Source organism: Emticicia soli (assembly GCF_037860775.1).
Lineage (GTDB): Bacteria > Bacteroidota > Bacteroidia > Cytophagales > Spirosomataceae > Emticicia > Emticicia soli.
Window position 1 is genome coordinate 325237 of sequence record NZ_JBBEWC010000007.1, and the last position, 24243, is coordinate 349479.

General features: G+C 41.0%; 15 protein-coding genes. 7 read left to right on the plus strand and 8 right to left on the minus strand.

Translation table 11 applies throughout. From position 1 onward, the window contains the following. Positions 1 to 9 precede the first annotated feature (9 nt). Positions 10 to 960, plus strand: coding sequence for a ribose-phosphate pyrophosphokinase (locus tag WAE64_RS13515; protein WP_340237281.1), 951 nt, complete (start codon positions 10 to 12; stop codon positions 958 to 960). Positions 961 to 999: 39 nt separating this feature from the next. Next, a complete protein-coding gene (locus WAE64_RS13520) occupies positions 1000 to 1560 on the plus strand; it encodes a 50S ribosomal protein L25/general stress protein Ctc (protein ID WP_340237282.1) in 561 nt (186 codons plus the stop codon). A 64-nt stretch (positions 1561 to 1624) separates the two neighbouring features. Here the strand turns inward: WAE64_RS13520 and WAE64_RS13525 are convergent, their stop codons facing one another. The 4 genes from WAE64_RS13525 to WAE64_RS13540 form a co-directional block, all read right to left on the minus strand. Further along, positions 1625 to 3142, minus strand: coding sequence for a 3-coathanger stack domain-containing protein (locus WAE64_RS13525; protein WP_340237283.1), 1518 nt, complete (start codon positions 3140 to 3142; stop codon positions 1625 to 1627). Between the two features lie 246 nt (positions 3143 to 3388). Further along, the gene (locus WAE64_RS13530) at positions 3389 to 3715 is read right to left on the minus strand and encodes a DUF6686 family protein (RefSeq protein ID WP_340237284.1); all 327 of its coding nucleotides are present in this window, start codon (positions 3713 to 3715) and stop codon (positions 3389 to 3391) included. Next, positions 3708 to 3911: a hypothetical protein gene (locus WAE64_RS13535; RefSeq protein WP_340237286.1), complete on the minus strand. Its 204-nt coding sequence runs from the start codon at positions 3909 to 3911 to the stop codon at positions 3708 to 3710. The genes WAE64_RS13530 and WAE64_RS13535 overlap by 8 nt, the downstream gene beginning before the upstream one ends. Before the next feature lie 119 nt (positions 3912 to 4030). Beyond that, positions 4031 to 4498 (minus strand): Fur family transcriptional regulator, encoded by a 468-nt coding sequence (locus tag WAE64_RS13540; protein ID WP_340237288.1) that lies wholly within the window; start codon positions 4496 to 4498, stop codon positions 4031 to 4033. 229 nt (positions 4499 to 4727) lie between these two features. Between WAE64_RS13540 and WAE64_RS13545 the strand changes: the two genes are divergently transcribed. From WAE64_RS13545 to WAE64_RS13560, 4 genes are all read left to right on the plus strand, one after another. Then, positions 4728 to 7070: a TonB-dependent siderophore receptor gene (locus WAE64_RS13545; protein WP_340237290.1), complete on the plus strand. Its 2343-nt coding sequence runs from the start codon at positions 4728 to 4730 to the stop codon at positions 7068 to 7070. Positions 7071 to 7072: 2 nt separating this feature from the next. Then, complete coding sequence (locus WAE64_RS13550; protein WP_340237292.1) at positions 7073 to 8260, plus strand: PepSY-associated TM helix domain-containing protein; 1188 nt, start codon at positions 7073 to 7075, stop codon at positions 8258 to 8260. Positions 8261 to 8341: 81 nt separating this feature from the next. Beyond that, a complete protein-coding gene (locus WAE64_RS13555; protein ID WP_340237293.1) occupies positions 8342 to 9046 on the plus strand; it encodes a nickel transport complex, NikM subunit,transmembrane in 705 nt (234 codons plus the stop codon). A 177-nt stretch (positions 9047 to 9223) separates the two neighbouring features. Continuing rightward, positions 9224 to 10138 (plus strand): DUF6607 family protein, encoded by a 915-nt coding sequence (locus WAE64_RS13560; RefSeq protein WP_340237295.1) that lies wholly within the window; start codon positions 9224 to 9226, stop codon positions 10136 to 10138. Positions 10139 to 10612: 474 nt separating this feature from the next. On the opposite strand, the gene WAE64_RS13565 is transcribed toward WAE64_RS13560, so the two are convergent. The 4 genes from WAE64_RS13565 to WAE64_RS13580 form a co-directional block, all read right to left on the minus strand. After that, a complete protein-coding gene (locus tag WAE64_RS13565) occupies positions 10613 to 13264 on the minus strand; it encodes a sodium-translocating pyrophosphatase (protein WP_340237297.1) in 2652 nt (883 codons plus the stop codon). A 214-nt stretch (positions 13265 to 13478) separates the two neighbouring features. Next, complete coding sequence (locus tag WAE64_RS13570; protein WP_340237299.1) at positions 13479 to 16772, minus strand: S8 family serine peptidase; 3294 nt, start codon at positions 16770 to 16772, stop codon at positions 13479 to 13481. Positions 16773 to 17758: 986 nt separating this feature from the next. Then, the gene (locus tag WAE64_RS13575; RefSeq protein WP_340237300.1) at positions 17759 to 18301 is read right to left on the minus strand and encodes a transposase; all 543 of its coding nucleotides are present in this window, start codon (positions 18299 to 18301) and stop codon (positions 17759 to 17761) included. A gap of 57 nt (positions 18302 to 18358) precedes the next feature. Then, on the minus strand, positions 18359 to 21196 hold the full coding sequence (locus WAE64_RS13580; protein ID WP_340237302.1) for a S8 family serine peptidase: 2838 nt from the start codon (positions 21194 to 21196) through the stop codon (positions 18359 to 18361). Between the two features lie 381 nt (positions 21197 to 21577). Here WAE64_RS13580 and WAE64_RS13585 point away from each other — a divergent pair, with 381 nt between their 5' ends. Continuing rightward, positions 21578 to 24049, plus strand: a complete 2472-nt coding sequence (locus WAE64_RS13585; protein ID WP_340237304.1) for a PIG-L family deacetylase — start codon at positions 21578 to 21580, stop codon at positions 24047 to 24049. The last annotated feature ends 194 nt before the right edge of the window (positions 24050 to 24243 follow it).

Genomic DNA, 24243 nt, shown 5'->3' on the forward strand with positions numbered 1-24243 from the left:
TAAAAAAAAATGGCAGAAGTTAAGATTTTCTCAGGTACATCATCAAAGTATTTAGCTAGTCGGGTTGCCGACTATTACGGCAAAGACTTAGGCAGTGTGAGCATTAACCGCTTCGCTGATAGTGAAATTTCGGTAAGTTTTGATGAGTCTGTAAGGGGCTGCGATGTCTTTCTGGTTCAGTCAACTTTTCCACCAAGTGATAATATCATGGAATTGTTGATGATGATTGACGCCGCAAGACGTGCCTCGGCTCACTATGTTTGTGCGGTTATTCCGTATTTTGGATACGCCCGTCAAGACAGAAAAGACAAACCAAGAGTAGGCATTACTGCCAAGCTTATTGCCAATATGCTCACAGCCGCAGGTGCTGACCGAGTAATGACAATGGACTTACACGCAGGCCAGATTCAAGGTTTTTTCGATATTCCGGTTGACCATCTGGAGGGTACTTCGGTTTTTGTACCTTATCTGAAAGCTCAGAAACTCGAAAACCTGAAATTTGCTTCTCCTGACGTTGGTGGGGTAGCTCGTTGTAGGAAATTCGCATCGTATTTCGATGCCGAAATTGTAATTTGTGACAAACATCGCAAAAAAGCCAATGAAATTGCTTCTATGCAATTGATTGGAGATGTTGAAGGCTCTGATGTAATTCTGGTAGATGACCTGATTGATACAGGGGGTACTATCTGTAAAGCAGCAGAGTTGATTCTTTCAAGAGGTGCCAAATCGGTGCGTGCATTCTGTACTCACGGTGTACTTTCGGGTAAAGCAAATGAAAATATCTCCAATTCGGTATTAGAAGAATTAATAGTAACTGATACTATTCCGTTGAAATATGATAACCCTAAAATAAAGGTGTTATCAGTAGCTGAGTTGTTTGGCAAGGCTATCGGAAGAATCAGAGATAATGGGTCTATTAGCACTTTATTTATAAATTATCAACAGAATTTAGGTTTCTGAAATTCAGATACTAAAGTTCAAAAATTAAACTTTACAAAAATGAAAAAAACTGAGATTGTAGGGTATAACAGAGCGAATCTCGGACGCCAGGCTTCACAGGAACTGCGTGCGCAAGGATTGATCCCATGTGTGTTATATGGTGGAGAAAACCAGGTTTCGTTCTATGCTCCGGCTTACTTGTTCCGTGATTTACTTTTTACTCCTGATGTTTACGAAGTAACTATCAATATTGAAGGTAAAATTTACACCGGTATTTTGCAGGATTCACAATACCACCCTGTAAACGACCAAATCATTCACGCTGATTTCTTAGAAATCACTCCGGACAAAGTTATTAAAGTAGCTGTTCCGATTAAATTACACGGTCCGTCAGAAGGACAAAAGAAAGGGGGTAAATTAGTTCAGAAAATGCAAAAACTACGTTTGCAAGGTCCGGCTAAACACATTCCTGATTATGTAAACGTTGATATTAAAGATTTGGATTTAGGTAAATCTGTAAAAGTAGGTGCAATTGGTGAAATCGACGGTGTAAAAATCTTAGATGCAACTAGCAATCCTATTGCGTTTATCTCTATTCCACGTTCTTTGCGTCAACAATAAGATTGCAAAAATCATAGCTAATAGATATATAGCGGGTTGGTTTCAACCCGCTATTTTTTTTACCTTAATTATTGCAAGCACCCATTTTTGCTTCAAAAGTTGCACCGGGTTGTGTCTGAAAACCAGCCGTAAGCATAATGCTCTTATTGGCTTCCATTTTAATTATAGATGAGTTATCAAGCATTTTACCTTTAAAAATGATTCGTTCGGATGCGGAAAAATTATAATTTCCACTCGGAATATCCTTCGTAAGATTCATTTCCGATTGGCACTCGTTATTTTTCAGTTTCAGAATCCAGAAATCATCATCGCCTCGCCATTCAGTTATATCGCCGTTGTTTGAGGCCGTATTGCCAACAACCAGATAGCCGTTATCAAAAGTGCTCACCATGCAGTTGGGTTCGTCGTGGCCACTGCCACCATATAATTTATGCCAGCGGATATCGCCATTGATAGGGTTTAGCTTTACCACCCAAAAATCGGCACTACCATGATTCCCCACAGGCTCACCTTCGCCATCAGGCGAATAAGACTCACCAACTACCAAGTACTCGCCATCTGCCATTTGCACAAGTGAGCGTGCATATTCGTTTTTTAAGCCACCGTAGCACTTGCTCCAGAGCTTCTGGCCTGTGCTATCTATTTTTACCACCAGATAATCTCGATTACCTGTGTTTTCGCTGTTGGCATGATTCCCGAGTGCATCGTAATCATGCGAGTAGGTTTCTCCGGCAATTACATAACTGCCATCGTTGCATTGCATTACCGCTCTGGCATATTCGTCGAGCGTGCCTCCGAATTTTTTCTGCCATTGCAGGGTACCATCTTTATTTATTTTAACTATCCAGAAATCAAGCCCGCCTTTATTTGGTACACCCGGCATATCTTCTGAATTTGAATATCCTACAAAAAGAAAACCACCATCGTGCGTTTTGGTAATAGCGTGCGCATGATCGTTTTTAGCTCCACCATAAGTTTTTTGCCATAGCACATTGCCAACACCATCAATTTTCAGTAGCCAGGCATCAGTCCAGCCATGATTCCCCACTACATAGCTATCGTTTGATTCTGAAAAGCCTGCAATTATATAAGTATCGTTATCAGCTTTACAAATTGAGTAGCCAAAATCATTACTGCTGCCGCCAAGATTCTTTTTCCATTCTACATTGCCATTGTTTGTAAACTTGATGAGCCAATAATCGGTATGGCCAAAGTTCTGGGTAATATCGTGGTTGATTGAATTTGTATAGCCAAGACATATAAACTTGTGGTCGTGGGTTTCAATTACTGAGTTGATATAATCTTCGCCACTGCCACCTAATGATTTTTTCCATTGAAGCTCGCCGTGTGTATCTAGTTTGATAACCCAGCCATCAAAAAAGCCAAAATTATTGTCGAGATGAAAATTGTCTGACTGCGAATGACCGCCTACAAAATAGCCACCGTCGTGGGTTTCGGTAACCGATACGGCTTTGTCGTAGAAGCTGCCACCGTAGGTTTTTTGCCATTCTATAAGCGGTTGTTGCGCTAGCGTATAATAATATGAAAACATACTGATAAGGAAAAACAGCGGAAGTTTCATGGTGGAAATAGGAATATAGGTGTTTAGTGAAATTGGTAATTAGGTGTGCCAAAGTTAAGTTTATAGCTAAAATAGTTTAGATTAATTCTATATTATTTATTGAGTGGATGTTTTTGATACCACTTTAACCGAAACGAATTATATTTGCACATAAAAAAAATCTTGCCACACAAAACGGTGACAAGATTGCTTACTACGACAGTTATTTACGACTTAAATATAAAATTTTGATGTGGTGGATTTAGTTTAGTACTGTAGTACTTTATTTACTTCTATCATAACAAATGCATCATCTAGCATATTTCTGAAGTTATCCATTTCTTTAGGGGTAAACATCAGATAAAAATTGTTGAGTGGGGTGCGCATTCCTAGGGTTCTTCCACTTGCCCCCACATCTCCTGTATCAAAGATTGTGTTTTCGTCATCAAACATCCTTCTGAATTGTCTCAAATCATCTTCCGAAAAAATAAACAATTGGTTGTTGAATACCAGATTGAATTTTTCGCAGCACGGGCATTTACCAACATACCCATAAGCACAAGAGGCAAGTATTAAAAGTTTGTGACTAGTCATTTTTTTGTTTGTTGATTTTCTTTTGCAATAAATCACCATAATTTTCGTCGGTATATCCGCAAATCAGGTAATTAAACTGGCTCAGCATTGGTTTTCCTAGCAGAAATACCCTTTGGTTGCTTACGTAATCAATAATTTCTAAAGCCTGAATCATCAACGATTCTTTGTCGGCTGATGTGTGTGATTTTTCTTGCATGCTATTCGGCGAATCAGTGATTAATTTTTTATTATCTCAAACAAATGCAAATGAGCAATTTTGATACCTTACCGATAATTGCTACTTACCTAATCACCCATTCTCACATTCCCAAACCATTAATTGCTCAATACTTTTTTGTTTTCACAATCGGCTTTTTCACAATGCCCATATAATAATAAATCGTGTTGAGTAATATTAAACTGCATCATTTCGCCTATCATTTTCTGAATCTGCTGCAAACGTGGGTCACAAAATTCTTTAACCTGTTGGCAGTCTAAACATATCAGGTGGTCGTGCTGGCGGAAATTAGCTGCTTTCTCGTATTTTGTTACGTTGTTGCCAAACTGGTTTTTACGTATCAGGCCACATTCAAGCAATACCTCAAGGTTATTATATATAGTAGCTCTACTTACGTATTGCTTTTTTTCAACCATAGTTGTATAAAGGTCTTCAGCATCGAAATGGTCCTGACGAGAATAGATTTCTTCGAGCATCATCATTCTTTCTGTGGTTTTTCTCAGTCCTTTTTCTTCCAAAAAAATCAGAAACTTAGCCACAGCCTTCTCGTAATTTATATCTTTCATTGTGCCTCCCTTCCGAATAATTACCACTAAAGGCAATTGTAATAGTATATAATATATGTTGTTGGATACTTGTTGTTAGCATCGTGCTACAAAGGTAAATTCTTATTTAGAATTAATCCAAATAATTTTTAAGTTTTATTTTTAATTAGTCTAAATAAGCTATACATTTGCATCATCAAACAAGAGAATGATTTTTTTAAATTTAATGAGTATACAAACACCCCAAAAAATGAAGTTAAGTTTTACAGTATTATTGGTAATGTGTAGCGCTTGGGTATTCGGACAGAACGGAACCCTTAAAGGAAAAGTTACAACAAACGATGGCAAACCTGCCGAATTTGTAAATGTTATTATTAAAGGTGCAAACAGAGGTGCGGTTGCTGATATTGACGGAAACTACCAGATTGGCAATGTAAAACCAGGTGAGTATGTAGCACAAGTTAGTTTTATCGGGCTGAAAGCCGAAACAAAAAAATTCAGTATCAAAGCTGACGAAACAGTAACGTTAGATTTTGAAATGGAAATAAGTGCTAACCAATTACAAGAAGTGGTGGTATCGGCAAACCCAAGTAAATACGTTACCGACTACCCGTCTATCTCACTTCGTTTAAAAACTCCACTATTAGAAGTTCCACAAAATATTCAGGTTGTAACACGTCAGGTAATTCAAGACCAACAAATTTTTGATATGCTTGAGGGTGTAACCCGTAATGTGAGTGGTGCTACCCGTGTTGAGCACTGGGACACTTACGCACAGATAAACATGAGAGGTTCAAGAATTGCGGCTTTCAGAAACGGAATGAATGTACAGTCAACCTGGGGCCCACTTGCTGAAGATATGAGCATGGTTGAGCGTGTTGAGTTTGTGAAAGGGCCAGCGGGCTTTATGCTAGCCAATGGCGAGCCTAGTGGTTTCTATAACGTAGTAACCAAAAAACCTACGGGTATCAATAAAGGTGAAGCAAACATGACCGTTGGTAGCTTTAATACCTACCGTACTGCCCTTGATTTTGATGGTAAACTATCACAAGACGGTAAAGTATTGTACCGTTTGAACCTGATGGGACAAACCAAAGGCTCACACCGTGATTATGAGTTCAATAACCGTATATCTATTGCTCCGGTATTAAAATTCCAGTTTACGCCAAATACATCGTTAACGGCCGAATATACTTACCAGTTCAACCAGATGTCGGTAATTGGTTCAAACTATGCTTTCTCTAAAAAAGGAATGGCCGATTTGCCTGTAAACTTTACAACGGCAGAGCCTAATATGGACCCATCGAACATCAACGATAATACTTTGTTTCTTAGCTTGGCGCATAGCCTTAACGATAATTGGAAACTAACCGGACAGTTGGCTTACATGAAATACAGCCAGATTGGGCAGTCTATCTGGCCGTCAGGTTTCTCTGCCAATGGCGATACGCTTATCAGAGGTGCTTCTATTTGGGACGTACTCGGTATTACTAAAGTAGGTCAGTTCTTCGTAAATGGCGATGTGAAGACTGGCCCTGTAAACCACAGAATATTGGGTGGTTTAGATATGGGACAAAAAGATTTTTATCATGACTGGGCACAAGGTGGTGCTTACTCTGGGCCTGCTGGTTTCAATATTTATAACCCTGTATACGGTACTGTACCGGCATCGGCTTATCCTAAATATGACCGTAGCCTTAGCCTACGCCAAAGAGGGGTATATTATGCACAAAGCTATGCGGCTATCTACTTACAAGATGAGTTACGCTTCTTCGAAGATAAATTAAGATTGACACTTGCAGGCCGTTACACCAACGCACAAGACAGCGACCCGTATTCGGGTATTGGTAAAGCAGAGAAATTTACGCCACGTGTTGGTTTAAGCTACTCTATTAACAAAAATACAAGTGTATATGCTGTGTTCGACGAAGCATTTGTGCCACAAGCAGGTGCTACTTTCCAAGGTAAGAGCTTCGACCCAATTACTGGTAACAACAAAGAAATTGGTATTAAACGTGAGTGGTTAGGTGGTTTGTGGTCAACTTCGGTTTCGGCATATAACATCACTAAAAACAATGTCTTGACAGCTGACCCTAACAATCAATATTTCTCGATTCAGTTAGGCCAAACGCAAGTAAAAGGTATTGAATTTGACTTACGTGGACAAATTATGCACGGTTTAGACCTTACCTTGAACTACGCTTATACGGATGGTAAAGTAACCAAAGATACAGAAGAGAAAAATGTAGGTGTACAGATACCGGGTACTTCTAAAAACGTAGCCAATGCATGGTTGAGCTATAAAGCAACCAATGGTGCTTTGAAAGGCTTTGGTGTATCGTTGGGTGGTCAGTTTATTGCTGGTCGCTCGTCGTGGTACGTGTTTGATGGTTCGAAACAAGGCTTACCAAACTATTTCAAGATGGATGGTGCAGTTTCTTACCAAGCCAACAAATTTGCCGTTGCACTTAATGTAAACAATATTACCAATGCTTACTTATACATGGGGGCATTTTATGACTGGAGCCAATTCTATTACTGGCAAACAGAAGCTAAGAGAAATCTTCGTCTTTCAATCAACTACAAATTCTAACAATGACAGTTAAAAAAGCAGTTGGCAAAATACATCTCTGGCTCGGGCTTACGTCCGGGCTAGTGGTGTTTATTGTCAGTATTACCGGCTGTATTTACGCCTTTCAGTCCGAAATTCAGGACTTAACCCAATCTTACCGATACATCGAGGTCGAAAAGAAACCGATGTTGCCTCCCTCCGCTATTAAAGCGATTGTAGAAAAAGCCGTTCCGAACAAAGTAATACATAGTGTTACTTACGAAAGACCCGGCCGTGCTGCTATTGCAACAATCTACCACTATGAACCAAGCTATTATTACCTGGCCTATGTGAATCCTTACAGCGGAGAGGTGCTGAAAGTGAAGAATATGGATGAAGATTTTTTCCGAATTATTCTTGACGGGCACTTCTATTTATGGCTACCCGATGCAATAGGGCAACCAGTAGTGGCTACCGCTACGCTGATTTTTCTGATTCTGACTATTACAGGAATGATACTGTGGTGGCCAAAAAATAAATCGGCAGCCAAACAACGATTCTCAATCAAATGGAATGCCAGATGGAGACGTGTAAACTACGACCTGCACAATGTGCTTGGTTTTTATGCAACCTGGGTGCTTATTATTCTGGGCGTTACGGGCCTTGTATGGGGTTTCCAGTGGTTTTCTAAGGCTTATTATTATACGCTTTCAGGTGGTAAAACCCAAACCGAATACTACGAGCCGGAATCGGCTACCCCAAGTGCAGCTACCTTGACCTTGCAAGAAAATACACCAGCTATTGACCGTATCTGGAAAAAAATAATTGCCGAAACACCCGGAGCAAAAACCATTGAAGTGCATCCACCTGAAACAGAAAAATCGACCATTGTTACGGCTACAACTACCGATGTTGATGTGTATTGGAAACACGACTACCGATATTTTGACCAATATACATTAAATGAGGTATCGGTGAAGCATGCTTTCGGGCGACTGGAGAGTATCTCGACAGCCGATAAAATTTTCAGAATGAATTATGACATTCATACTGGCGGAATATTCGGTTTTGCGGGTAAACTACTTGCTTTCTTTGCCAGCCTTATAGCGGCAAGTTTGCCGGTTACGGGTGCGTATATCTGGTGGGGTAGAAGAAAGAAAACATCAAAAGCGGTTGTAGCTTCTGAAACGAGACACAAAAAAGTTTTTGACGAAAAGTATTCTGTTAAGTAAAAGGCTGTTGCCAAACAAAGGCGCAAAGCGTTTTCGTTGAGCTAATTCTCTAATCAAACATACAAAAAAACAACAATTTATATGAAAAGTAAAGTTGCATTGCTTGCCCTTATGTTGATGCCTTTTCTGGCAACGGCACATGGCTACTGGCTTGAGGTTAAAGGCTCAGGTAAGGTAGGAGAGGCGGCTAAGATTCAGATTTTCTATGGTGAGTACAACAATCAGGGAAGAATGAAAGGCAAATCGCTTGACAAAATGAATGAGATAAAACTCTTTGTGATTGACGAAGCCGGCAACCGTATTGATGTGCCAACTGTGCAAACCGAAACACATTGGGAAGGCACTTTTACGCCAAAAACAGAAGGTAATTACCAGATATTGGGTATTAACGAAACCCGTGAAGTACAAGATTGGGCAAAACACAATTTAGGTGTTGTGCGCCCAATGCAATACCTGCGCACCAATTATAGCGTTGGTAAAGCTACGGCAGCCAACAAACCTAGCAACTACTTTGATATTATTGCCACCGAGACCGATAATGGTATAAACCTAACTGCATTTAAAAACAATGTACCTGCCGATAAAGCCAAAGTAACCGTAATAAGCCCTGATGGTTGGGAAAAAGTAAAAGTTACGAGCGAAAGAGGCCGTACATCGTTCGTGCCAAATACAAAAGGTATTTACCTGATAGAAGCCGAATGGATTGACAAAACGCCGGGTACTTATAAAGATAAACCTTATGAGTCGGTTCGATACCATACCGAAACTACCATTGAGGTGAAATAATTGATTTGTGAGCGAATGAGTGATTTAGTGAATGAGTGATTAGAATTTCATATAGTGTAATTCAAAAATGAAACTAGCTATAATCAATAACATAATCACTCATTCATCACTCACTAAATAATTCCAATCGTCCAATCACTAAATATCCATAAATCAAAACAAAAATTAATTCAAAAAATGAAAAAAATAGCTTTTTTACTACTAGCGAGTTTCGGAGCTGCATTTGCTCAGAAATCGGCTGATATTGCTGCCATTAAAGGGCAATGTGGTTGCCATGAAGTAAAGTTTGATTATGCCGAAACTTTCTCGCCAAACAAAGAGTATAAACTTAGCAGCCAATACCACGCTAAAGGAACTGAGTATGTGTTTGTGGTAGAAGAATCGAAAGATAAAATTGTGATTCAACACTTGTTGGCTATCGGCGATACGATGGTGGTAAAACATTGGCGTGAAGACTGGACTTACGAAGACCCGAATTTATTGAGTTTTTATAAAGAAGGTGTCTGGAAATATAGCCAGTTTGACAAAGCACAAGTGAAAAAAGGTTGGACACAAAAAGTATATGAGGTTGACGATGCCCCCCGTTACGAAGGTTTTGCGCAATGGTCGCACGTGAATGGTAAACACCTTTGGGAAAGTAAAGTAGATGCGCCGCTTCCACGCCGTGAGTACACAAAACGTAAAGATTACAACGTATTGAAACGTGGTAATAGAATCTACGTTACCGATTATGGCTATTTGCACGAGCAGGATAACGATAAAATCTCGAGAAAAGATGGTGCCGATGTGTTGATTGCACAAGAAAAAGGTATCAACGATTACCGTAAAACAGACGAAAAAGCTTGTGAAGTTACCAAAAAATGGTGGGCAGAACACGCTCCGTTCTGGGCTGATGTGCGTGCAGAATGGCAAGTGGTTTTTGACAAACACAAAAACATTACTATCAAACAATTTGTGAGAAGTAAAATGTTGAGCGAGTATTTCTCGGCTATCGAAAAAGAGAAAAACGATTCGGCTACAAACCGCAAGAAAATCAAAGAAGTATTGAATCAATTTGTAATATACAATGATGAAGTAATAGGAAAGAACTAATGGTTCTGGCCTTTAATATCTGAACGCCAAAAAGCCTCTCGTGATTTCATGAGAGGTTTTTTATTGGCCGTGGCACGCCTATACTCCGAAGAAGACGGGCGTGTCACGGTTAGTTGGGGAGGTGAACAGATTCTACTAATTATCCTTTGGTGTTTGTATTTGCTTAAAAATCCCGTTAGGGATGATATATCGGTAGTACTTTTAAGATTAGACTAACCAAGGCCCATAAGGACGGTATATTAACTCTCGAAGAATATATTATCCCGATGGGATACAAATATCTGCTTAATTCTTTTTCTACCGATATATCATCCCTAGCGGGATATGTAATTTTACGAAATAGCAAAACCCTTCAACTCATACCCGCACCGCCGCTCTTTTGCGTACGAGTATAAGCGTGACACGGAGTCTGTGGGAACGAAAAAAGCCCCTGATGTTTCCACCAGAGGCTTTTTTATGCTTTATGATAAAGAATTACTTCTTACGAACGCTTACGGCAATACGGCGGTTTTGTGCTCTTCCTTCCGGTGTATCGTTTGATGCTACCGGATGTTGCTCACCATAACCTTCTGACTCTAAACGTGCATCAGCAATGCCTGAGCCTACTAAAGCTCCTTTTACAGCACTTGCTCTTTCGCCTGATAGTTGTAGATTCTTAGCGTCGTCGCCTTCGTTATCTGTATAACCACCCACTTTGATGTTTACGTTTGGATATGATTTCAGAATTTCAGCGATGTTTTTTACTTCGTTCATCGATTTTTCATCGATTGTTGCGCTTCCTGAGTTGAAGTTCAAATCTTTGAAGTTAAACCATACATCTTTGTCAACTTGTTGGTTTTCGTCTTCAATGAATTTGATTAGTTGGTCTTCGATACCGCCCTCAACAAAGTTCAGGGTAACACCTGATGATAATTGCTTGTTGATGCTCGATGGCAATTCTGCTTCTACAATTTCAAGTTTTTCACTAATAGTAGTATGGCTTGATTTTGCTGCAATGTAAGGTGCAATAACCAAAGAAACGATTGACATCAATTTGATAAGGATGTTCATCGATGGGCCTGAAGTATCTTTGAATGGGTCACCAACGGTGTCACCGGTTACAGATGCTTTGTGTGGCTCCGATTTTTTGTAATAGGTTTCACCATCAATCACAACGCCTTTTTCGAACGATTTCTTAGCGTTATCCCATGCACCACCTGCGTTTGACTGGAATATTCCCATCAATACACCTGATACAGTAACACCCGCTAATAAACCACCAAGGATTTCGGCTGATGATGTACCTTCAAAAACTCCTTTGAATCCGAAACCTACTAATACCGGAACTATAAGAGCGATAGCCCCCGGTAGAATCATTTGTTTGATTGATGCTTGTGTTGAAATTGCGACACATTTTTCGTACTCTGGTTCAGCTTTGTATTCCATGATACCCGGAATCTCACGGAATTGGCGACGAACTTCGTTTACCATTTCCATAGCTGCTTTACCTACTGCTGAAATACATAATGCACTGAAAATAAAAGGAATCATACCCCCTACAAACAAACCTGCCAATACCGGAGCTTTGTAAATATCGATGGCATCAATACCTGCAATACCTACAAAAGCTGCAAATAAAGCCAATGAAGTAAGGGCTGCAGAAGCAATAGCAAAACCTTTTCCGGTTGCTGCTGTTGTGTTTCCTACGGCATCAAGGTTATCGGTACGTTCTCGAACTTCTGGAGGTAGTTGAGACATCTCTGCGATTCCACCTGCGTTATCGGCAATTGGGCCGAAAGCATCAATAGCCAACTGCATAGCTGTTGTTGCCATCATACCTGCTGCGGCAATAGATACACCATATAAACCTGCAAAGCTATACGAGAAAATAATACCTGCTGCCAATACAATGATTGGTAACACCGTAGACTCCATACCTACTGCCAAACCACCAATAATGTTGGTAGCATGACCAGTACCTGATTTCTGAACGATTGACATTACAGGAGGCTTGCCCATAGCTGTGTAATACTCGGTGATGATTGACATCAAAGCACCTACCACAAGACCAACCACAATAGCCCAGAATACACCCATTGATGTAAACTCATGGCCACGTAAGCTAAGGTTTTCTGGTAAGATTTTAACTACCAGGAAGTAAGAAGCAATAAGTGTGATAATGATTGATGCCCAGTTGCCAAGGTTCAATGCATTTTGTACTGATGACTCTTCGCTGCTGATACGTACAAAGAATGTAGAAACCAAAGAAGCCAAAAGACCTACACCTGCAATCATCATCGGAAGAATTACCGGAGAGAAACCACCAAAATCATCTATTACGCTTATTTCTTGCCCTAATACCATAGTTGCAAGAATTGTAGCTACATAAGAACCAAATAAGTCGGCACCCATACCTGCTACGTCACCCACGTTATCACCTACGTTATCGGCGATAGTTGCAGGGTTACGAACATCATCTTCAGGGATACCTGCTTCTACTTTACCTACAAGGTCGGCACCTACGTCGGCAGCTTTGGTATAGATACCACCACCTACACGTGCAAATAACGCAATAGACTCGGCACCTAACGAGAAACCTGCCAATACTTCAATGGCTTTCTTCATGTTGTCAGAAGTAAGCAATTCGCCTTTGGCAAAGTAGTTGTAAAAAATAATGAAAAGACCACTCAAGCCTAAAACCGCCAAGCCTGCCACACCCATACCCATTACCGAACCACCCGTGAACGACACTTGTAGTGCTTTTGCTAATGAGGTACGTGCCGCCTGAGCTGTACGTACGTTGGCTTTAGTAGCGATTTTCATACCTATGTAACCGGCTGTTGCCGAGAAAACCGCCCCAATCAAAAATGCAACAGCAATAATAGGGCTAGAATGAATAGGGGATTCGGGAGTGCCTTCGCTTGAGCCTAACCATGCCAGTAAAATAGCTGTTGGAATAGCAAAGTAAGCCAAGATTTTCCATTCTGCTTTTAAGAATGCAATGGCTCCGTCGGCAATGTAGCCTGAAAGTTTTTGCATATTGGCATCTCCCGTTGGTTGGTTTGATACCCAACTGAATCGCCAAGCAGTGTAAAGTAATCCGATTATTCCGAACACCGGAACAAGATAGACAATCGTTGAATCCATAGTGAATTATTTTGAGTTTAGTAAGTATTTTTTTACAAGGTTTGCAAATTTACAATAAGATGTTGAATTTGAAAATGCAATATCATCCAAAATACCAAGCTCAAAAATCAGGATTCTTATAAGTGTTTTATTATCAGTGGGTTATGTTTTGTTTCTTCTTTGTGTAAGCCTAAATTTTATTAATAAATTAAGTTTTTTTTGTACTTTGTTTTAATCAGTTAGGGCAAATAGCAGCAATTTGCGCTGTAAAAACACTGTTCCCTTCTACCTGAAAGCCGGGTAATAATACAACCGAGTTTTCGGCTTTTATACTTGTTACCGACGGAGATTCGGCAATATTATTTACCGATACCCTGTTGCCCACAAACTCTTGCAAGCCTTTTTGTGGAATCTGGGTGCTCACAGTTACATCGCTGGGTTTTACCTGAATGGTTCGCTGGGCTGTTGAGTTCCAGCATCCTGTGTTGGCATCGTCGCAAGCTACCGAATATACACTTGTGCTTGATGGACTAGCAATAATACCGAGTGCATGCTGGCTTGTTGACCAATGCAAGGTGCTGTTGCAACCACTACCAAGCAAAAGCACTTTTGTGCCACTGCATACAGTGAGAGGGTCGATGAGTGGGGCATTGAGCGATACAATAGTAGAATCGATACCGTTTTTGATGGTTGTCGGGTTTTTATTGCTCAAAATGCCACCCGCTAATTTTGGGCTTATGGCAGTTGCAGCCGAGTCTGACAGTGCATAGGCCATAATACTTAAGATGCTTTCGCTGCCTTTCTTTATGTTGAGCGTTACAGGCACAAGCGTGCTTGGGCAAACACCGGCACATTGGTTTTGTACATAATAGGTATTAATGCCCGCTGTGGCATTGGCCGGAATAAACTCATGCCCTGTGCCTAGTTTTTGCCCTCCATCGCTGGCACTCCACCAACTGAAAGTACTTGGCTGACTTATGTTGTCTACCTGAATATCGACCGAAAAAGCTGATACACAAAGTGGGTCTCCGCTCGAATTATCATTGGGCAGCAAGGTCCATGTGCCATTGGCCGATAGCCCATTAAAAGCCGATAAAGCCTGCAAAGGGCTGAATGTACCTGATAATGGCGATGAATCAACATTAATTGCTGGTTTGCCGTCTTCAAATGTAAGCGTGATAGCCCCGTTATATACATAATAATTATAAGTACCGCTAGCCAATAGCGTAATGATAGTGCCATCAGGCGATTGAAGCCTGAACGAAACCTCATCGGTATAAGGTTGGCTTCCGCCATGAGGTAAAGCACAATCGTTTAGCCCGTTCTGGTCTTTTTTATCAAACTTAACGGTTACTCTTATTTTGCCAACTACTTTTCCGGCCAAGTCGCTTATAGTTATCGTTGGATTTGACCCTGTTTGCTGGTTTCCGTCATAACCTACTACATTGCCCGTATAAGCATACGAAAATGTTGCCGAACCCACACAGTTTTCGGCACTTGCCTGCAAGCCATTGCCTGTGCTCAGGGCTTGTCCTTCACATATTTCACGGTTGGTTACGCTAGGTGCTGCGGCCATTTGTGTGGTGTAGCTCACCAGTATTTTGTTTGATGTTAGCACACATTGCCCCAGTTTCTGTTCCACAGTATATTCACCTGCCTCATTTACCTGATAGCTAACTGCTGTTGCACCCGAAATAAGCGCACCGTCTTTTTTCCATTGATAGCTTGCATCGGCTTCATTATTAGCCAATAGCGTAGTGCTTTGCCCTGCGCACAGAAGCGTGGCGTTGCTTGACGTAATCTGAGGGTTAAGGGTAACAAACGCAAGGCTTACTTCGGGCGATGTTACACTACAACTATCGCCGCTCAGGCTTACGGTATAGTTGGCATTTTGCTTGGCATAAAACCTGTATGAATTTGTGCCGATGTTTACACCATCTTTCTTCCATTGGTAATGAATACCCGTCAGGTTTGGGGCTGTGAGTAAGATAGAATCACCCACACAAGCCTTTGTAAGCCCAACCGTAAGCTCAACACTTGTTGGTACAAAGCTCACCGTTATTGGCAGGGTTTCAATTTCACAGGTGTTTTTAGCAAGTTTTACAATATATTGACCGCTTTCGGAAGTAACAAACCATGCCTGATTGTTATTTAAGTCTACGCCATCCTTTTTCCAGGTATAAGTAGCTCCTTCAATATCTGTGCAGAACAATTCCTGCAATTTGCCTGTGCAAAGCACACTTGTAGGTGCAGGCAAAAGGCTCGGGAGAATGTTTTCCTGCAAGCAAGATACGGCCTTCAAGGCATTTACCCTGCCGCTGCCCAGCATACCTGCATAGGCAGGGTTTTGGGCATCAAGGTTATCGCTGGTATTTTTAATGAGGTTTTCTAGTTCTTGCTGCGAAAGCGTTGGCCTAACCGACCACACATAGCCAAAAATGCTACTCACAATGGGTGCCGCCATTGAAGTGCCACTTGAGTAACCATATTTATTGATTGCCTTTGTGCTGAAAATACTACTACCCGGTGCCGTGAGGTCGACGGTGGAATGGTAGTTTGAAAAGGAACTTTTATCGTCATAAAAATTAGTGCTGGCAACCGAAACCACGTGTGTATACGAAGCCGGATAATAAGCCGAATTACGGGCTTCGTTGCCTGCTGCGGCTATAATAATTGCCCCCGATGCATAGGCGTTGTTAATGACCGCCTGGTCGGTAATTGAGTAGGCATAGCCACCCCACGAAACGTTGATAATTTTGGCACCATTGGCCGCTGCCCAAGCAATGCCCTCAAAGCCATGATACACACTTGTTGGTGTGCCATTGTTGGGTGTTACTTTTACGGGTAAAATCTTGATACGGTTGAAACCCGCCGATGCTACGCCAATATTGTTGTTGCTTACAGCTCCAACCAAACCAGCCACGTGTGTGCCATGCGAAAAAGTACTATCGGGTGGTGAGGTATCGTTGTCGTTATCCGAAATATCTCTGCCGGGGAGCATATTTGCCGCCAAATCTTCATGATTTGCCTGTATGGCGTTATCGACCACGGCCACTATAATATCGGTAGTGCCCTGGGCAACATCCCACGCTTCGAAGGCTTTTACCTTGCCTAAGTGGTATTGGTTGCCCGTTTGTGGGTCATTGGGTGTGGCTATTATCTCACGGTAAGGCACAGGCTCGGCGTATTCAACGTTTGGGTCTTTGCCGATTTCCTTGATAAACTGATGCACCTGCTTTGGATTACCAATCTTTAGCCGATAAACTTTTTGCAGCTCGCTCGAATTGGAGAAATAAAAGCTACGTGTAGCCACAAGGGTGTTCGAAATATGGCTGACTCTCTGCAAAAAAGGCAGTTCGGCAGCCATATTTACTGCGCCATTTGCGAGGTTAATACCCGCTAATGGTCTTTCTTTAAGTTTTACATAAACCTCGCCATCAATATAATTTTTGTTGATAGTTTGGGCCTGTAAAAAGTTTCCTGACAAAAATAAGAGAACGCCTGAAAACAAAAATGATAGTGTTTTCATTCATCGTGATTTTATAGTTTCTGGCCTTTGTAATTGTGAATGGCGAATTAGCGGATTGCGAATTATTATATTAGCAAATCAGCGAATTTGAAATAGACGATTAATTATTCACTAATTCGCCATTCTCGATTCACAATTTATTTCTCATTTGCATTATTCATGCCATAATGCTATGTAAAGAAATATTATTTTTTTATAAATGCAAATAATACAAGGGTAAAAATACCTGTTTTATTTTTTATCTTATTGTATAAACTTTTATTGATAGGAATTGTTTTGAGAAAGTAAAAATATTGTTTTTAATAGAAATGTATTTGTTGAAATTGATGCCATAAATGATACAAAAATACCAATTTCGGTAGAGTCGTATTGTTATAAGACTACAAGGGTCTGTCTAATTTTTTGAATAAATATTTGGGGAAATTATTCTCAAAAAAACATATAATTCAAACCTGTTTATAGTCCAAAACACATTCGCCGACAAGAGCCGTATTGCAATACGGCTCTACGAAAATTACTATTTCTTTAAATCTAAACCTCCCCACCACAAATAGCATTTTTCTTACAAATTTCGCCCTAATCACAGCCCCAAAAACCTTTGAAATCTGGATAAATTTATCTAAATTTAAAAGCGATTTTAAGTGAAAAATGCTGTGGCTAAAAGGCTACTCGGAGTAACGGTGAATGAAACGGTCCGCCGTGGCGGTCACCGCCTAATGTAACAAAGGAAATTTTTAGTGTACAATGCGGACTTATTAAGATTCAAGAAATAAACGTTCTTTGGATATACTGAAAAAACGCAATTCAAGTAGAGACGACATGCTGGCGTCTCCAAAGGTCTATAAATGTCAGAAAATCATCTATTGGATTCATTTCTCAAATATAATTTTCAGGAATTAGACAGGCCCTTGGAGACGCCAGCATGTCGTCTCTACGAATAGGATTTTTTTATGTTATTTTAATAATTACAAAATCAACATCATTAATTAAATGGAACTATAAAATTTGTCTTCTTCCCATTTGGCAGGATTATTAATGATATAATTTGCTATGGTTGCGTAATCGTCTTCAGAACGAATAATATGTTCATGAAACCGTGTTTGCCATTCAAAATTGATGTTGTTTTTGTTAGCATAAGAACTAACCGCCGATTTATAACCTCTGATAATTGACGCCAGATTTTTAGATTGTGCCATAAATTGATTCTGACTTTCGGAACAATTGCTATAATCGGGTTTGTTGAAATTATTTCTGCCAATTATTATTATTCCATGAATATGGTTTGGCATTACCACAAATTCTCCTAATTCAATATTCATATCTGGTCGCATCTCTATAGCCTTAAACCATTCAAGCCAGGCTATTTTTCCTATTTCATTCGGTAGCAATGTGGCATCTTCAATATCTCCAAAATAGGGTTCTCTATCTTTGGTGCAAATGGTTACAAAATAGATGCCCTCATTTGCATAATTCCAAGACTGTAAACGTGCTGATGGTACACGATATTTATTATTGAATAGTTCAATCATAAAAACAATTTAGCCACTTAAATAAAAAATATGATTCTTCTTTACCAGAATCAAACATCAATTCCCACACCCACCAATCCGAGCCATAAAAACACTATTTCCTCCAACGCTGAAACCTGCGTTAAGCATTACTGAGGTATTGGCTCTATAAACAATATTCGATGGACTTTCAATGCTGTTTGAAGCCATAATGCTGTTTCCGGTGAAAGTTTGTACTGAATTAGGATACACTTTTTGGTTAATCACAACAGCATCGGCAGGCGACACAAACAGAATATTGTTTGAAGAAATTGGCGCACACGGAGCCCATTCTTTGTGGCAATACGCATTATACCCAATAGGATTATTGGGAGCTACCATTAGCGATTGTCCGTTGGCACCGTTGTTCCAGGTAATTACATTTGTTGGGCAGCCTTCTGCCAATAATAAATATGATTCGCTGGCGCTGCAAAGTGTTACAGGGCTACTCATCGGCGGATTTTCGCCCATTGTAATATACTCGGTAGAGGCATCGGCTTTGTCATAAAGCTGGTATTGATTCTGGGCATTTTTGCTGTACGAAAGCGTTTGTTTCTTCAACATTTCTTTGAATCGGCTATCGGCGGCAAGGCTGTTAGAAATAGCAAAAACTCGTACCTGTGGCACCGTAATTACATTAAACTTCGCTGCAACTCGTGGGCTAGGGCATTGGCCGTCGCAGGTAGCCTGTGCAAAAAAAGTCTGCTCACCAACCGAAGTCGTCGATGGCAAATATTCATTGCCTGTGGCCAGCAATGTGCCACCGGTATTGGCACTCCACCACGTAATAGTTGGCGGCTGCGCTGTGCCATTGGTAGCAAGGGTAATGGCAAAACCCTTCACACAAAGCGGGTCAACGGTGTTATCGTCTTCAGGCAGCAACGTCCACGTGCCAAGTGGATTCTCGTTTAATAGCGTGGCAAACGATTCGGCAGGTGCAAAAGTACCCGAAACAGGCAGCGAACCTTGTGCAATAGGGCTGGCACCCATCTCAAAAACCGTAGTAACAATACCCGAGCTAGCTGTGCCACCCGCATAAGTACCCGATGCTATAAGCGTAACAATTTTACCCGTCGGCGATTGTATCTTAAACGAAACTTCATCATTATACGGGTTTCGGCCACCATCTTGCAGGTTACAGGCATCTTTGCTGGCTTGGTCTTTTTTCTGCCATGTAACCGAAACTTTCAGGCTCGTAAGTGTACCTTTCAAGCCAATGGCGTTTACGGTTGGGTTATCGCCTGTTTTATCAAAGCCATCGTAACCCACCATTGGGCCATTATAAATAAAGGTCGACGGCCCGCTGTAATTACAATTAACGGCCGTTGCCTGTAAACCTCCTGTCTGGCTCAGGTCGGCGCAGTAGGCTACTTCCTTATTGCTTACACTGGGTGCATTGCTTACAATCGTATTTCGTTCAATTTTTATCGGTTCGGCAGCAATGCTGCAAGTGCCATTGCTCACAATTACCTGATAATTGCCTACTGCATTTGTGGTGTAAGAAGCCGTATTCACGTTGATAGGCACACCATCTTTAAACCATCGGTAAGTGTAACCAGCACCCACATTGGCACTAAGCGTAACCGACTGCCCCTCACAAATATTGGTACTGCCGTTGGTGTTGATGTTTACGGCCGTCAGGCCAATATTGGCACACGAAATGGCTTTCAATAAATTCACTCTGCCTGCGCCTAGAAGTCCTTTGTAAGCAGGGTCAGCAGCATCTATGTTATCGGCAGTTTTGAACAGAAGATTTTCTAGCTGCGGGATTGTCAGAGACGGAAAACACGACCAGATATAGCCCAACACACTCGAAACCAGTGGGGTAGACATAGAAGTACCATTGAACGAGCCATAGAGATTGAACGGAACTGTGCTAAGAATACCACGCCCAGGTGCCGAAATATCAATCCAGTTGCCGTAATTAGAGAACGAACTCTTTTTATCGTCATTGTCAAGGCTAGCTACCGAAATGACGTGTTTATGCGCAGCCGGATAACTCGTTCTGAAGGTCTCTTCATTGCCGGCAGCAGCTACTATCACAATGCCTTTGTTGTGTGCATAATCAATTACCTCTTGTTCGGCCTGAGAATACTCGGTACTTCCCCAAGATAAACTAATGATATTTGCCCCATTGTTGGCAGCCCACAGCACACCCTCATAGCCTTTGTCAATATTTCGGTAGTCGGAGCCATCACCTGTGGCTTTTATAGGTAGTATTTTTACCCGATTATTACCTCCCGATGCCACCCCGATGCCATTGTTTGAAACAGCCCCCACAATACCCGCTACGTGTGTGCCATGCGCAAACAAAGCACTCGGCGGATTCGGATTATTGTCTTCGTCGGCCAAATCAATTCCTGTCAGCATATTTGCCTGTAAATCAGGATGATTGGTCTGAATGGCGTTGTCTACCACCGCAACAACTACCGACCTGCCGCCGGGGTTTACATCCCACGCTTCAAAGGCTTTTACTTTGCTCAGAAACCACTGTGAACTTGTACTTGGGTCGTTGGGTGTGCCAATAATCTGTTTAAGAGGTACTTTTTCAACAAATTCAACTTCACTAAATTGTTTCAGAAGTTTAAGCGTTTCATCTATTTTTTCAGGATTCCGAAGTTTTAAACGATATACTTTTTGCAGATTTTCGGCATTAGTCGTAAAAAAGGGCTTATTTGCCTGCTGCAGAACAAATTCTTCTGAAAACTTTTGCAGAAACAGCAATTCGTTCGATAAGTTAACAGCACTCGACAAACTCCCCAAGGGCTTTTGCTTTACTTTCAAATAAATTTCACCATCAATAAAATCTTTATTAACTTTCTGACCTATTGACGAAAACGTAATAAGCGTAGCAAAAATCAGTAGTTGTATGCGCATAGGGTTTGTTTTTTAGGAATTGAATTTAGCGTTCAGATTGTGTGTGCGGTTTATTGATTTTAAGAAATAAAAGGGTTAAAAACGGTATTTTGTAGAGCCGTATTGCGATACGGCTCCTGTCGAAGAATATGTTTTTGAATGCCTAGTCTTGTAGAGACAGGAACTAGGCGTCCCCGCATTGCCCTGTCTCTACGTGTACGATTTAGGAAATGTTTATTTCTATCTGAACATTTCCCTCAAAAAATATGTAATAAAACAAACCTATCTAAACCAATATGAGCACTAATTTTATTTCGAATAATCATTAACCTGCAAAATAATCACTAACTCACTCAATCGCTCAATCACTAAATATTTTTCTTGTGTAAATTTTCAAAAACGATGAAGAAAACCCTAATCTTTTTACTCTTTTTTTATTGTACGGTAAGTTTCGGACAAACGAAACAGATGAATACGGGTGAGATAATACAAGCCATGAAAAGGCTCAATGTGGTAGGAAACGTGCTGTATGTAGCTGCTCACCCCGACGACGAAAACACGCTTTTTATTACATGGCTTTCGAAAGAAAAAATGGTAAGGGCAGGCTACATTGCCATGACCCGTGGCGATGGCGGACAAAACCTGATTGGCTCTGAACAAGGCGAATACGTGGGGTATCTGCGTACGCATGAGCTAATGGGTGCCAGAAGCATTGATGGCGGCGAGCAGTATTTTACAAGAGCCAACGACTTTGGCTTTACCAAAACCACCGATGAAGCCCTTAGCACATGGGGCAAAGAGCAGATTTTGTCTGACTTGGTTTGGCGAATCCGTAATTTTCAGCCTGATGTTATGGTGAATCGTTTTCCGCCTGATGCCAGAGCAGGGCATGGGCACCACTCAGCATCGGCTGTATTATCAGAAGAAGCCTACAAAGCAGCAGCCGACCCGACACGTTTCCCTGAGCAACTAGCTTATGTAAAACCGTGGCAAGTAAAGCGTGTAGTTTGGAACTCGTTCTCACCAAATTTTCAGAACAACTCGCCGGAAGAAGGTAGTTATATCAAAATTCAGCTAGGCAATTATAATCCGTTATTGGGTAAATCTTATACCGAAATTGCTGCTGAGGCACGTAGTATGCACAAAAGCCAGGGTTTTGGTTCGGCTCGCACCAAAGGACAACGTGTAGACTATGCCTTGCACAAAGTAGGTGAACCAGCACAAAACGATTTGTTTGATGGCATAGACATGACTTGGAAACGCATAAAAGGTGGTGAAAAAGTAGAAGGCTTAGTGAATGAAGTATTGCGCAATTTCAAGGTAGAAAATCCATCGGCATCTGTTCCGGCATTGATTTCTATTTATAATACAATTGATGGTTTGGAAGAAAATGTCTGGACAACCTACAAGAAAAATGAAGTAAAAGACCTGATTCTGGCTTGCACGGGTCTATGGTTTGAAGCCAATCCGTCAGACTATTCAGTAGCCGGAGGAGACAAAATCAAAGTAAACCTAAACGTAGTGGCTCGCTCTAATGCCAATATCGTGTTGGAGAAAGTGAGTTTTAAAGGCACAGGCAAAGATTCTGTTATGAACTTAAAACTGGCCGATAACGTACCTGTAAACCAGAATTTCGACTTGCAGATTCCTGCTACTACGCCTATCACACAGCCTTATTGGTTGATGGAAGAGAAAGAAAAAGGTTTCTATAAAGTAAACGACCAGCTATTAAGAGGTTTACCAATAAAACCAGCCGACTTGGTTTGTGAGTATACTTTTACGATAGACGGCAAGCAATTCAATTTCCAGACACCCCTTACTTATAAGTTTGTAGAACCATCAATTGGCGAAATCTATCGCTATTTTGAGGTTCGCCCCGAGGTAATGGCAACTATCGATGAGAAAGTATATGCTTTTGCCGATAATCAGCCAAAAGATGTAAAAGTAACCTTGAAAGCAGGTAAAAAAGGTGTTTCGGGTTCGGTTTCATTGGCTGTGCCAACAGGCTGGAGAATAGAGCCTGCGGCTATCAACTTTGAGCTAAAAGATAAATACGAGGAGAAAACTGTTAGCTTTAAAGTATTTCCATCAACAACAGCATCAGAAGTGAGCCTGAAAGCCATTGTAAAAACAGCCAACGGTACTTACAACAGAGGCATTGCCGTGGTAGATTATAAGCATATCCCGACGCTGACACTTTATCCGGTTTCAGAGGCAAAGGCTATCAGAATCGACTTAAAGAAAAAAGGTACAAAAATCGGCTACATAGCTGGTGCAGGTGATGAAGTTCCTGCTGCTTTGACCCAAATCGGCTATCAGGTAAGTATGCTTACGCCTGTTGAATTGGGCAAAGATTTATCGGCCTACGATGCTATTATTGTTGGCGTACGTGCCTATAACACCGAAGAACATCTGAAATATTATCAGGATAAACTGATGGATTATGTTAAAAACGGGGGCAATGTAATAACACAATACCAAACCAACGCTTTCTATGGCGTATCGAAAGTAAAGGAAATGGGGCCATATAATTTTGGTATCGGCCGAGGACGTGTAACTGACGAAAACGCTGAGGTGAAGATTTTGAAACCAGCGCATCCGTTACTGAATACCCCAAACAAAATCACAGCCAAGGATTTCGACGGTTGGATACAAGAGAGAGGCTTATATTTTGCCGATAAATGGGCAAAAGAATACGAAACCATTTTCTCGATGCACGATGCCAACGAAAGAGAAGAGGAGGGAAGCGTGCTTTATGCCAAATACGGCAAAGGAAACTTTGTATTTACAGGCCTAGCATTTTTCAGAGAATTACCGGCAGGTGTACCGGGTGCATACCGCCTGTTTGCCAATATGATTTCGGTTGGGAAGTAAGGCTTGAGCAAAATTAATAAAAATATTTTACCACGGAGTTACACGGAGTTTTGCACTGAGTTACACGTTGAAAACCTTTTCTTCCTCTGTGAAACTCTGTGTTAGTCACTTTGTGAAACTCCGTGGTTTTAAAATCTGATAGCAATTATAAAATGAAAAAGAGGAGCAGATTACCTGTTCCTCTTTTTGCTTTA

What these genes read in the sequence shown, in the direction of transcription:
- WAE64_RS13515 (WP_340237281.1), top strand. Translation starts at nt 10, where the DNA reads ATGGCAGAAGTTAAGATTTTCTCAGGTACATCATCAAAGTATTTAGCT.
- WAE64_RS13520 (WP_340237282.1), top strand. Translation starts at nt 1,000, where the DNA reads ATGAAAAAAACTGAGATTGTAGGGTATAACAGAGCGAATCTCGGACGC.
- WAE64_RS13525 (WP_340237283.1), bottom strand. Translation starts at nt 3,142, where the DNA reads ATGAAACTTCCGCTGTTTTTCCTTATCAGTATGTTTTCATATTATTAT.
- WAE64_RS13530 (WP_340237284.1), bottom strand. Translation starts at nt 3,715, where the DNA reads ATGACTAGTCACAAACTTTTAATACTTGCCTCTTGTGCTTATGGGTAT.
- WAE64_RS13535 (WP_340237286.1), bottom strand. Translation starts at nt 3,911, where the DNA reads ATGCAAGAAAAATCACACACATCAGCCGACAAAGAATCGTTGATGATT.
- WAE64_RS13540 (WP_340237288.1), bottom strand. Translation starts at nt 4,498, where the DNA reads ATGAAAGATATAAATTACGAGAAGGCTGTGGCTAAGTTTCTGATTTTT.
- WAE64_RS13545 (WP_340237290.1), top strand. Translation starts at nt 4,728, where the DNA reads ATGAAGTTAAGTTTTACAGTATTATTGGTAATGTGTAGCGCTTGGGTA.
- WAE64_RS13550 (WP_340237292.1), top strand. Translation starts at nt 7,073, where the DNA reads ATGACAGTTAAAAAAGCAGTTGGCAAAATACATCTCTGGCTCGGGCTT.
- WAE64_RS13555 (WP_340237293.1), top strand. Translation starts at nt 8,342, where the DNA reads ATGAAAAGTAAAGTTGCATTGCTTGCCCTTATGTTGATGCCTTTTCTG.
- WAE64_RS13560 (WP_340237295.1), top strand. Translation starts at nt 9,224, where the DNA reads ATGAAAAAAATAGCTTTTTTACTACTAGCGAGTTTCGGAGCTGCATTT.
- WAE64_RS13565 (WP_340237297.1), bottom strand. Translation starts at nt 13,264, where the DNA reads ATGGATTCAACGATTGTCTATCTTGTTCCGGTGTTCGGAATAATCGGA.
- WAE64_RS13570 (WP_340237299.1), bottom strand. Translation starts at nt 16,772, where the DNA reads ATGAAAACACTATCATTTTTGTTTTCAGGCGTTCTCTTATTTTTGTCA.
- WAE64_RS13575 (WP_340237300.1), bottom strand. Translation starts at nt 18,301, where the DNA reads ATGATTGAACTATTCAATAATAAATATCGTGTACCATCAGCACGTTTA.
- WAE64_RS13580 (WP_340237302.1), bottom strand. Translation starts at nt 21,196, where the DNA reads ATGCGCATACAACTACTGATTTTTGCTACGCTTATTACGTTTTCGTCA.
- WAE64_RS13585 (WP_340237304.1), top strand. Translation starts at nt 21,578, where the DNA reads ATGAAGAAAACCCTAATCTTTTTACTCTTTTTTTATTGTACGGTAAGT.